This window comes from Embleya sp. NPDC001921 (assembly GCF_053594475.1).
Genome location: NZ_JBSFEO010000105.1, coordinates 1 through 12,849, shown reverse-complemented (window position 1 = coordinate 12,849; position 12,849 = coordinate 1). Strand labels below are relative to the sequence as shown.

The 12,849-nt window shown below is 68.1% G+C and carries 2 protein-coding genes; one reads left to right on the top strand and one right to left on the bottom strand.

The features are described from left to right. Positions 1-167 precede the first annotated feature (167 nt). Positions 168-7,124 carry a DddA-like double-stranded DNA deaminase toxin gene (locus tag ACWCPW_RS50715; protein ID WP_449768457.1) on the bottom strand — a complete coding sequence of 2,319 codons (6,957 nt, stop codon included), beginning with the start codon at positions 7,122-7,124 and terminating at the stop codon, positions 168-170. Between the two features lie 427 nt (positions 7,125-7,551). On the opposite strand from ACWCPW_RS50715, the gene ACWCPW_RS50710 reads away from it, so the two are divergent. Further along, the gene (locus tag ACWCPW_RS50710) at positions 7,552-12,654 is read left to right on the top strand and encodes an FG-GAP-like repeat-containing protein (protein WP_449768456.1); all 5,103 of its coding nucleotides are present in this window, start codon (positions 7,552-7,554) and stop codon (positions 12,652-12,654) included. Positions 12,655-12,849 lie beyond the last annotated feature (195 nt).

The following is a 12,849-nucleotide window of genomic DNA, read 5'->3' as shown; positions in this document are numbered from 1 at the left end:
GCGAACGCATCTGACCAACCGTCAACTATCTCCATCGACACGAACGGACCAACGACCGTGATGACTTCCGGTCACGGAGTGTCGTTGCAGTACTAAGAAGTGGTCGATGTTTCGATTCTCATTTCTTTCCGATCAGTCCTGCCGACCCCATTCCTCAAAAGTCACCGTTATCCCACATTTCCATGGAAGGTATGTGGTTTAATCCCTCCTTTGCCATCTGGCCACCACACGGTCAAGGACACGCCCTTCGGGAGAAGGTACGGGACTGCGGAGACACACCCCAGCTGACTGGGAGGGTCGCAAGGACCGTTGCGGTTGTTGATAACAACATCCAGGTGTTTTATCCACTCTGTCCTCTCGCCCCTGGGACGCATCATCCATGCGACCTGCGCCTCAACATGGGTACCCGCCGGATGTTTCTCCGGTCCCATGTTGCGTCGCCACGGAGCACCGTTTTTCGCGAGTTCAGCGCTGATGATTTCGGTTTGACTGGTTTTACCACTGATGAGGGGTTGCGCAGTGAGCCGCATACCGGAGTCATCAAAAACCACCCCCCTGGTTTTATCATGCTCGTTCCAATATGGAAGCTCGCCATTGACGACGTTTTCGTACGCTTCACGAGTGTCGTCGGTGAGCTTTCCGTTTTCGCAGTTGTGGACAAGGACCGGTGTCGTGCCCGCCAGCACGTGGTAGGTGTGGTCGGTGTCCACGGTGAGGTCGCGGGTGCGTTGATGCTTCGTGTAGATCTGTACGGCGGAGACCTGGACCCAGGTGCCTGAGGCGGTTTGGAGCCACTGGCCGGGTTTGAGGTCACCGGCGTTGACCCACTGCTTCAGATCGGGAATCCAGAACGGATGATTGGTGGTGGCGATGATCGAGGCGTCACCTCGGTCCGTTCGGACGGTGATCTCGGCGAATTCTTTGTCGTCCTCGGTGGTGATCGAGGCCAAAACGGTGCGGGGTTTGCTTTCGCCCGTCTGGGGATCGGTGGACAGCACCGAGTCGCCCGGCTCAACCTCTCGAATGGGCTTGGTCGAGCCGTCGGCCATCAGAACGCCGGTGTCCGGGAGAAAGCTGTGACAATCTCCATCATCACCGCCACGGCTACCGCCACCCCAACGCCAGCCCCAGCTAAAACCTTCGAGCCAGGTGTTCGGCGAGCAAATAAACCATCTCTCCTTCCGGCAGCGATCTGCGAGGGTGCTGGTCACGGCCACAGCCGCCATGGCAGCTACCAGGGCGATGTCGGCGGGAAGTTGTTCGGGTGAATCTGCGGTCCGGAATCCACTCGTTCCCGTGCCTGCGGATGAGTGCTTGTCCCTCCGACCACTTTGATAGGAAATAGTCGTTACCGGGTTACTGCCCTTTCGTTTGGCCGTTTCGGCCGCCCGATGTTGCCTCTTCTTCTGCTTCTTGTCCTCACCGCCAGCCGCTGCCCCTATGGCTTCGCCTATACCGAAGAGACCCGTCGGGTCGCTGACCGTCGCGGGATTGTTCCCGGAGTAGGTGTAGCCGTGCATTTGCTGGTTGTCGGTGAGGTCCATCAGGGGGTCGACACTGATGAAGCGTCCGAGGGTGGGGTCGTATTCGCGGGCGCCGACGTGGGTGAGGCCGGTGCTGTCCATGGGCTTGCCGAGGAAGCCCTTGTCGTCGGGCCATTGGCCGTTGGCCTGGGTGGGTTGGGTGCCGCGGGGTTCGCCGAAGGGCTTGGACTGGCGGCGGGTGGCGGTCAGGTCGGCGGCGTCGAGGGTGCTGGTGGGGGTGCCGTGGTGGTCGGCCGCCACATAGATCAGGGCGCCCGACCCGCTGCGGACGACGGTGGAGCCACCGGCGGTCGGGTAGTACCTGGTGCCCACGACCGGGCCGGTGCCGTTGGTGTTGGTGGTGAGTTCGTCGCCCCCGAGGTAGAGGGTGGTCTTGCCGGCCTCGCGGCGGATGATGCGAGTGCCGTCGGCGTCGTAGAGGGATTCGCTCGTGCCGGTGGCGGAGGCGACCTTGGTGAGCTTGTCCTCTTCGTTCCAGGTCAGAGTCTGGAGGTTGGCATCGGCGCCGGGGCGGGTTTTGGTGTTGCCGTTGGCGTCGTAGGTCAGGCCGGTGGTGACAGCTTCGCGGGTGCCGGTCTTGACGGTGACGGTGTCCAGGCGGTGGGTGCGGTCGCCGGCCTGGGCGCCAGGGCGGTAGCCGTATTCGGTGGTGGCGTTCTTCGTCGGGTCGTCGGTGGGGTCGTGGTCGACGAGTTTGGTGCGGTTGCCGACGACGTCGTAGTCGAAGGTCTGCCAGTACGCGTCCGGGCCGCCGACGGTCACCGTGCTCGGAGTCTGGGTGGTGCAGCCGCCGATGCCGGGGACGTTGGGGGCGGGGAGGGTGGTGGTGCCTGCGGTGTCGGTCCACGCCTGCTTGAGGCGGCGGCGGCCGTCGTAGGCGAAGCATTGAGTGTCGGTCGAGGTGCCGTCGCGGACGGTCTTGATCGACGTGACGTCGCCGGACGGTTTGTAGGTGTAAGAGGTGGCATCCACGCTTGTGGTGGTGCTTGTCTCCTTGTCCCACCAAGTGGACAGCAGGCGGCCGGTGGCGGGGTCGTATTCACTGGTAAAGGCGGCCTGCAGGGGTTGGTCACCGAGGGTGGCGCGGACGTTGCGGCCGAAGGCGTCGTAGTCCGCCCAGTTCAGGTACGCATGCTGCCCCTTGGACGTGGTCGTCAGTCCTCGGGTGTTGTAGGTGCTCTTGAGCGACTCGGCCGGGAGACCGCCGTGCGCGGGGAGGTCGGTGGCAGTCGGCAGGCCCAGGACCGGCTCGTAGGTGGTGGCGGTGGTGTAGGTCCCGGCGAGTTTGCCCTCGGCTGCGGGGATGGTGGTGCGGGTGCCGATGGGCAGGTAGGTGCCGGGCTTGAAGCCGGTGATCTCGCTGGTGTACTGCGCGCCCGACTTGCCACCGACGTAGCGGGACGAACCGTCGGCTTGGCCCTTGGCGTAGCGGTCGTACGTCCACTCGGCGAGGAGGTTCGCGTCGGCGACCGAGTCCTTGTAGGTGGCGGTCTTTCGGCCGAGCGCGTCGTAGGTGTGGGCGAGCTTCTGCCCGCGGGCGTCGGTGGTGCCGATCACCCGGCCGACGAGGTCGTAGACGGTGTCGGAGGGGCCCTTGTCGGGGTCCTCGACGTGGGTCTTGCGGCCGAGGAAGTCGTAGGTGTAGGTCCAGGTGTTGCCGCCCGCGTCGGTGACCGACTTCAGTTCCTCGCGTGGGGTGTAGGTGTAGGTGATCTTCGAGAAGTCGGTGCCTGTGGGGATTCCGCCGTTGTATTCACGCAGTTCCCTCGGCTTGCCGCGGGCGTCCGAGATGGACAGGGTCGCGGTGCCGCCTGCGGGTGGGGTGACGCGGGTTTCGTCGGCGCCGGCGTAGGTGGTGGTGGTGCGCCACTGTTCGATGCCCTTGGAGGAGAACGTCTGGGCGGTGGTGCGGCCCATCCCGTCGTAGACGATGGCGTTCTGGCCGGGGACCTCGTCGTCGTTGGCGACGAAGACGGTCGTGCTCGGGTTCGAATCCTCGTTCAGATGGGGCTGGTTGGTCTTGAGGGGGCGGCCGAGACTGTCGCGGAACGTGTCGGTGATCACCCGGCCGAATTCGTCGTTGGCGGTGCTCGCCTGGGTCTGGCGTTCCTGGAGGAAGCTGTCGAGGATCTGGTGCGAGACGGCGTATGCCTTGTTGAGCCTGAGGGTGCGGGTGGTGATCACCGAGGGCCCGGTTTTGCTGGGGGCGTACGCGAATTGCAGGTCGGCGTTGTCCTGCTTGGTGTGGCCGGGTTTCCACACCGCGATCAGGCGGCCGAGACTGTCGTATTCCTGCTCGACGACCAGGCCGTTGGCGTCGACGGCCTTGACCGGGAGGTTGCGGGCCCCGGCGTAGACGGTGGAGGCGGTCCAGCCGGTGGGGCCGGTGACGGCGACCGTGGTGGGCAGGGTGCCCGTGGCGGGGGTGTACGCGGTCGTGGTGGTCTTGTTCTCGGCGTCGGTGGCCTTGGTGACGCGGCCGTAGGCGTCGTACTCCGACTTGGTGGTGGTGACCCAGTTCGGGGTGCCGTCCGCCTTGTAGTCGATCACGGCGTCGGCGGAGGTGGTGTCGCCGACCGCGCCGACCTCGCCGTAGGGCTTGTTGTCGTAGAGGGTGTGCGCCCACGCGTACACGGTGTCCTTGGACGGTGTGGTCGCGCAGTTGCCCACCAGGGACCGTGTTTCGATGGGCTTGCCGATGATCCACGCGGACGTGTTGTGTGCGTAGGTGGTCTTGGTGCAGTACTCGGGCAGGCCGTCGGCCTTGTCGGACGCGGTCTCCGGGAGGCCGTGGACGGGCTCGAACGTGGTGGTCTGGGAGGTCTCGCGCCAGGTGGTGCCGTCGGCGAGGAGGCTGCGCTCCCGGGTCTTCTCGGTGGCGGTGCGGCGGGCTGTGAGCGGGGGCAGGCCGCGCACGCGGGTGTGGGTGGCGGTGACCGCCGAGGCGTGCGGCGTGCTGAGGGAGGTTGCGGCCACCGTGCCGCCGTCGCCGGTGAACGTCTTTGTCTCGTAGGCGAATCCGGCGTGGTGGTCGGCGTCGACGATCGACGTGCCGGTGGAGTCGGTGAGGGTGACGGCGCGTGTGGTGCCGTCCTTTTTCACGTCGGCGTCCATGCCGCGCAGGTAGAACGTGGCGGACTGGGTGACCGGGTCGGGGGCGACGCCCGAGCGGGTGATGACCTGGCCGTAGCCGCGGTACTGGTTCCAGGTCCGGCGGTCCTTGGACTTGGGCCGGGAGGCTTCCTTGTCCTCGGTGAGCTCGGAGTCGTCGCGGTGCCAGGCGGCGCCGCCGACGTACTCGTAGCGCGTCGACCGGTTGGGGGCGTTGGTGGCGATGTCGTGTTCGGTGACCTCGGCGACGGTGTACTTGTGGAACCAGTGCAGGACCGGTTCCGAGTCCTCGTCGAAGTTCCACCACATCGGGTAGCACGCCTTGGTGTTGGCGTCCGGGACGGGCAGCGTGGCGGGGGTGCACTCGGGGGTGTTGTACACGACCGTGGTCTGGCCGCCGGTCTCGTTCGTGATCCCCTTCAGGCGGCGCCGGTTCATCGGCGGCGCCAGGTCACCGCCGGCGTCGACCCGGTTGTGCATGAACTCGCCGACGAAGTCCACCGAGGGCACGTCGATCTTCTTGGTGCCGTCCCAGGCGGTGCGCGTGATCGAGTTCAGCCACAGCGTCGGGGAGGAGCCGTCCTGCGGATCCGGGTAGTCCTGGTCGAGGGCGAACTCGTCGACCGTCTGGTAGCCGGCACCGACCAGGGACTGGGTGACGATCCTGGTGAGGCGGCGGGTGGAGAAGAACGACTGGCCGTGCTCCTCGCACGTGCCCGACGTCGCGCACTGCTTGTCGACCGGCACGTCCGGCCACTTGGACGCGTTGGCCTTGGTCATCTTGGCCGGGTCGCAGTCGAAACCGTCCTTCTTGAGGCACCGCTCGGCGGTGTCGAAGAGGACCTGGGCCGTGGGCGGGGTGGTGTCGGTGGTCTTCGACCCGTACGTGATCTTGGCGAGGGTGCCGCCGCGGGTGTACTCGGTCAGGGTGCCGGAGCCGACCAGGACCGCGCCCCGGGTGTATCGGTTGGTCTCGGCGTTGTACCAGTAGGTCACCATGCCGCCGCGCGGGTCCACGACGTAGTCCAGGTTCCAGCGCCAGGCCTGCTGGCACCAGGACGCGTCGAACCCGGAGGCTTTGTAGCAGGGTTCGCCCGCGTTGTTGCCGTACACGGGGGACGACCACGTCGAGTTCGTCGCCGGATCCGCGTTGTTGCCGCCCGGCTTGTGACCCACGCCGAAGTAGTACTGGACGCCGTCCCCGGTGGTCAGGCGCCAGTACTCGCCGTTGTCGTCACCGTTGACCGCACCGGTCAGGGGTTCGATGCGGGAGTCGTCGTCACCTTCCAGACGCCACTTCGACTTGTCGGTGTCGTCCTGGATCAGGGTCGAGGACTTGCCGTTCAGTGACAGCGTCAGGGAGTTCTGGTTCGACCAGCATTTCTCCCCCGACTTGTCCTGGCCGTCGCGCGCGCAGGACTGGTAGGAGCGTTCGACGAAGCCGGGCGAGTATTCCCAGCCCTCGCCGATCCAGGAGGCCTGGTTGTTGGTGGAGGTGGTGCGGCCGTCCACGGCGCCCGAGTTGTAGGCCAAATTCACGGTCGGCGCGGTGCCGCCGATCGCGGGCGGGACGCCGATCGGGTACGACCAGTTCATCGCACCGGAGTTGCCGCCCGCCGACCACTGACCCGACGGCGACAGCGAAGTCGCCTTGTAGTCGCCGGAGGGGCCCGACGCGTCCGCCGTCGCGGCGAACACCATCGCCCCGCTCGAAGCGGGCGCGTTCGCGGACTTGGCGGTGGTGGGTGATGCGGCGGTCAGGTCGACGTCGGCGAGGACGCGGTTCTTGACACGGTCGTTGCGTCCGCCCGCCACCGGCGTCCTGACGCGGCAGGCGGGGACGTCCGGGGTGGTCAGCGCGCACTCGGGCATCGACACCAGACGCAGTCGCGAGGACCAGTCGGCGCCGAACGCGTCGCGGAATCCGGCGTAGTCGACGCCGATGGTGACCTTGCCGGGGGCGGGGGTGGTGTCGGTGGGGCGGACGGTGATCAGGACGCCGTCGACGCCGGCCTTCTCGGCGGCGGCGTGGTCGGCGACGGTGACCTTGACCCGGCCCGGAGAGCTCGCCGCGCCGGTCGCGGGGACGGCGAGGGTGTTCGGGCGCAGGGGGCCGGGGGCGGTCGCGGCGGGGGTGGTGATCCATACGGGGGTGCCGGGGGCGTTGCCGCCGGCGGGGGCGGCCAGCAGGGACGAGCCTCCCCGGGCGACGAAGGACGATGCGGGGGCCATGGTGGTCTCGGACTCGGCCGGTTTGGGCCAGGTGGTCGCGGTCGGTTTCCACGAGGGGTGGCCGTCGCCGGGGATCGGTCGCGCGTCGGGTTTGGTCGCGTTCTTTCCGCCCACGGAGGGCATTTTCGGCAGCTTGCCCGGTGACCACATGTTCGGGTCGGGGGAGGTTTTGATCCAGTCGACGGCCTGGGCCGGGCCCACGCTCGCCGTCAACGCCAACACCGTCGCACCCGTCACGAACAGACGCGCCGTGCGCCGCGACCCTCGTACGCGTCGGGACTTCGATCCCCACGGCCAACCACGCATGACGAACCCCCACCAGGACAGGACGGATCCCGCCCCCGAGCAGGCGAAAGATCACAGACGGAGCGCACCGTACGCGGCAAGTTCCCTGCGGGTAAAGGGAGTTCCCATGGGTGGATGTGTGCTTCGTCACTACAACCCAACCGGCCGCTCGAGAGTCTCCCACGGGACCAAATCACCCGTTGGCAGGCATAGTTCGGCAATTCGAAAGCACCCTTGAGAGACTTGATTCCTTGTCGACATTTTGAATGAGTCGACGTGATCTGCGTCACCTGGTGAAGAGTTTTGGCCAACCGGTACGTTCCGCGCATCTATGCGCGCTCGCGCCCCGCACCGCCAACTCTCCCGAGGAGCACCCTTCATGGGGCACCCGCCTCCCCACCCACGCCCGTACGCACGACGACTGTCGACACTCGTCGCCGGACTCGTCACCCTGTCGATGGCGTGCGCCGCCGGCGCCGCCGGCGCCGCGCCCCACCACGCACCCGCCACCACATCCGCCGCCGCGACAGGCACCTCGACCGCGGGCAGCGCCGCCGCGGGTGCCCCGTCGGCCGACGCGAAGGCCGCGGCCGAGGCGAGGGCGACCGCGCAGGCCGTGCGCACCGGAGTCCCCGTCCCCGTACCGGAGTTGACCACCGAGACGGACACCGTCACCGCGAAGCCCGACGGGGTCCTGGCGCTCAAACGGACGGTCGAGCCGTCGCGGACGAAGAAGAGCGGTGTCTGGCGCGACCTCGACCCGACGCTGGCGCGCGCCGCGGACGGGACGGTGCGGCCCGCGAGCACGACCGGTGACCTGGTCCTGGGAGGCGGAGGAACCACGCTGCTGGCGTCGATGACCAACGACGGCCGCAAACTCACCTTCACCTGGCCCACCGCCCTGCCCACGCCCGTCCTCGCGGGCGACGGCGCGCTCTACCCCGGCGTGTTGCCCGAAGTCGACCTCAAGGTCACCGCCGGCGAACAGGGCGGCTTCACCCACACCCTGATCGTCAAGACCGCCGCCGCCGCGAAGAACCCCCAACTCGCCACGCTCAGGCTCGGGATGGCCACCGACGGCGTCACCGTCACCGAGACGACCGACGGTTCACTCGCCGCCAAGGCCGCCGACGGCAAGGTGGCGTTCGTCGCGCCCGCGCCCACGATGTGGGACTCGCGCACCACCCCGAAACCGGCCCCAGCCGGCACCTCGAAGGCGGCGGCCGCGGCGGCGGCCGAACAGGAGAACCCTGGCACGTCGATACCGGCGGACCAACTCGCCTCCACCGACAAACGCCCCGGAGCGCACGCCACCACCGCGCCCCTGGAGACCTCCGTCGCCGGTACCTCGCTCACCCTCACCCCGGACGCGGATCTGTTGAACGCGCCGGACACGGTGTTCCCGGTGTACGTCGACCCGCTCTGGGTGCCGCTGCTCGACCGCGTCAGCTGGTACGGCTGGGCCCAGGACGCCTACCCCACCACCGTGGGCTACGGGCGCACCGACTACCAGCCCGGCGCCGGATATCAGCGCTGGCGCGAAAAGACCGGTCTCGAGCGCACCTTCTACCGGGTCGACTACAACTGGCAGGGACGCCTGAACGGCAAGCTGATCAAGCGGGTCACCTTCAACACCACCCAGGTCGACTCCGCCGTCATCGACTGCAGCCCGGACGTCTCCCAGCCCGTCTACCTGCACCTGCTCAGCGACACCCTCACCTTCGGCACCCACTGGAACAACCAACCCGCCGACTACGGCCTGTGGGGCACCGCCTGGGCGCCCAGCTCCCGCGTCGAGTCCCACTGTGGCAACCGCCTCGTCGACTTCGACATCACCGCCAACCTCGCCGGCCACCAGAACTGGGAATTCCTCACCCTGGGCATCTACGGCAAGGAGTCCCCGCAAACCAGCGCCAACAACGGCTTCAAGCGGTTCTCCCGCAACGCCGCCGACAACTACATCTACATCGAGTACAACACCCCGCCCAACCAGCCCACCAACCCGCGGATGACCCCCGTCCCGGTCAACGGGGCAACCTCGGGCAACGACGGCTACATCGGCGCCGTCAACCCGGCGGTGGGTGGCGTCAGTCTGTACGCCACCGTCTCCGACCCCGACCCGGGCCAGACCATCGACGCGAACTTCGTCGTCACCGAGGTCGGCAACGGCAACCCCGTCGTCCACACCAGCGGATGGATCTCCCCGGGCGTCAGCGGCCACGAGGCCCGCGCCGACATCCCGCCCGGGAAGCTCCTCGACGGCCACACCTACACGTGGGCCGTCCAGACCGGTGACGGCGACACGCCGTCGGCCTTCGCCGCCGGCCAGACGTTCACCGTCGACGGCACACCACCGAACCAGCCCGACATCACCAGCACCGACTACCCGATCAAGGGCGGCGGCAAGACCGCGGGCGACAACGGCGTGTTCGTCTTCGACAACGCCACCGACGCCGCCTCCGGCGTCGACACCATCGAATACTCGCTCGGCGCCACCATCCCGGTCGGCGGCGCCGCCCGCGCCACCCCGGGCACCGACGGAAAATGGCGCACCGAACCCCTGCCCGTCGTCCAATGGGGCACCAACACCCTGTATGCGCAAACCGTCGACAAGGCCGGCAACCGCTCCCAGCAAAAGGCCTACACGTTCTACGCCCCCGCGGGCATCCACAAGACCGCCCCCGGTGACATCACCGGCGACGGACGCATCGACCTGCTCACCATCGACGACAACGGCGCACTGCGCATGTACGCCGCCGGCACCGACCCCGCCCTCGGCGGGACCATCGCCTCCAAGACCGTCCAGGGGCCGGCCGGCACGGAAGGGCAACCCACCTGGGCGGGGTCGCTGATCACTCACCGCGGCGGCGCCGGCGTCACCTACGACGACCTCTACGCCTACGGCAACGGCGCCCTGTACCGCTATCGCACCGCCGGTGCACGCGCTGGCGCCAACGGTCAGTACTTCGTCAGCAACAGCCGCGACGTGATCCCGCGACCCGGCCTGTGCGTCGACGCCACCCGACCGAACGGCACATGCGCCGCGTACACGACCGACTGGTCCCGCGTACGGCAGATCCTCGCCCCCGGCAACGTCGACAACGACCTCACCGACTCCCGCGTCGCCCGCCTGGACCTACTCACCCTCGAGAACAACGGCGACGGCAGCGCCGGCCTGTGGCTCCTCCACGGCGACACCGCCGTCGGCATCTTCGACAAGGCAATCCGCCTGGGCACCGCCGACTGGAGGAATCTCGACCTGATCGCCCCCGGCGACGCCACCGGCGACGGACTCCCCGACCTGTGGGCCCGCGACCGCGTCACCGGCAAGCTCTACCAATACGCATCCAAAGCCGTGACGAACCCGACCACGGGGGTAGTCACCGTCGACGTCACCGCGCTGGGCGACACCGCCGCACGCACCCTGATCGGCACCGGGTTCGACACCGCCACCCACCCCAGGCTCACCTCCGACGGCGACCTCGACGGCGACGGCAAACCCGACCTGTGGTCACGCGCCCCCGACGGACGCCTCTACACCTTCCTGGGCACCACCCCCGACGCCACCGGCCACGCATTCAAACCCGCGACACTGATCGCCGACACCCCCGCGACCGTGTGCGAGACATTCCCCAACGGGGCCGCACCGAACGACCCGGCGCGCCGGATCGAACTGTGCGGGCCCATCCTCGCCAAGTACAAGAACCTCCAAAAGGCCGACGACACGAAGCTGAACCTGCCCCTGACCGGCATCACCCTCGACGCGGACGGCGTCGGCAAATACGCCAACTTCCAGGGCGGCGCCACCGGCGCCACCGACGGTGCGTCCATCCACTGGTCCCCCACCACCGGAGCCTGGTCCGTCCGCGGCGACATCCGCACCAAGTGGCTCGCCGACGGCGGCACCGGCGGAACGCTGGGCTACCCCGTCAGCGACGAGAACCGCATCCTCGACGGCGCGGGAACTCCCGTCGGCGCGGTGAACATCTTCGCCGGAACCACCGACGGCACCGGCGCCATCGCCTGGACCGGCGGCGCCGGCGGCACCGGTGCCCACACCATCACCGGTGACCTCTACGACCGCTGGCAGGCCACAGGAGGCGTCCGCGGCGACCTCGGATTCCCCTCCATGGACGCGCTGCCCACCTCCCTCAAACAGCCCGGACGCTACCAACACTTCCGCGTCCTGCACGCCGGCGCCGACACCGGCTCCCTGTACTGGTCCCCCACCACCGGGGCCTGGCCCGTGTACGGCAAGGACCGCCAGGCGTGGATCGCGCAGGGCTGGGAGGGCGGCCCGCTCGGATTCCCCACCGGCGACCAGTACACCGTCGCCGGCGGACACCGCAGCGACTTCCAGGGCGGCTACATCCGCTACACCACCGTCCTGGACACCGCCACCGCACACACCAACCCCGCCGACAGCACCGCGGGACAACGCACCGAATACGCGGGCGACTTCGACGGCGACCACCGCGCCGACATCCTCACCACCTACGACCACGGATCCGAGTCCACCGCGTTCTTCCTCTCCCCCGGCAACCCCGACGGCACCGTCGGCGCACCGCGCCAGGCATGGGTCAGCCACCCCGGCTGGTTCGACAACGCACGCGCCAAATACGCGATCGGGGACTACAACGGCGACGGGCGCGACGATGTGGCCGCGCTCTACGGCTACCCCAACGGCAGCACCCGCGTCTTCACCTTCACCGCGCGACCCGACGCCACCTTCGACGAAGGCGTCCCCAGCGCCTACACCGCCCCCGGCAACTGGGACTGGGCCAAAGCCCTCATCGTCTCCGGCGACTTCAACGGCGACCACCGCAACGACATCGCCATGACATACGACCACGGCAACGAGACCACCGGCGCCTACACCTGGACCACCAAACCCGACGGCACCTTCAACGACGCCTTCGCGAGCTGGCAGAGCGCACCCGGCAACTGGGGTCAGGGCCGCGGGAAATACGTCACCGGGGACTTCGACGGCGACGGCCGCGACGACATCGCCGCCATGTACGGCTACGCCAACACCGACGGCGGACCCGTCGCCCTGTTCACCCTCAAGTCCCGCCCCGACGGCGGCTTCGACGCCCCCGTCAAGTCCTGGAACGTGCCCGCGGGCAACTGGGAATGGAACCGCGTGCAACTCGTCGCCGGCGACTTCGACGGCGACCACCGCCCCGACATCGGCGCGATGTACGACTACGGAGGCGGCGACACCGCCCTGTTCACCTTCCACACCCGACCCGACGGCGGATTCGACAACGACATCCAGAAATGGCGCTCCGGACCCGGCCAATGGTCCAACCCGGACGCCAAAGCCCTCGCCGGCGACTTCGACGGCAACGGACGCGCCGACATCGCCGCAATGCATGAATGGCCCGACGGCTCCACCACCACCCGCACCCTCACCACCAACACCGACAACACCGTCAACCCACCCGCCCAAGGATGGCGAGCCCCACCCGGCACCTGGTAACCACACCCGAAACAACCCACGCCCAACAAACGGAGCCCGGCGCGTACGCGCCGGGCTCCGCCCACGTCCAGCACGCCACTCCCCCACCAATAACCTGCCAAGTGAGCTGACCCGAGTTTTGTAGAGTCCGTTTGCGGTTGTTCACGCGGACTGCGTGGTTTGCTCCTGGTCGGCCCAGTGTTGCTGCTCGTACTC

Excerpts from the sequence above, each read along its gene's own strand:
- ACWCPW_RS50710 (WP_449768456.1), top strand. The coding sequence starts at position 7,552 with ATGGGGCACCCGCCTCCCCACCCACGCCCGTACGCACGACGACTGTCG.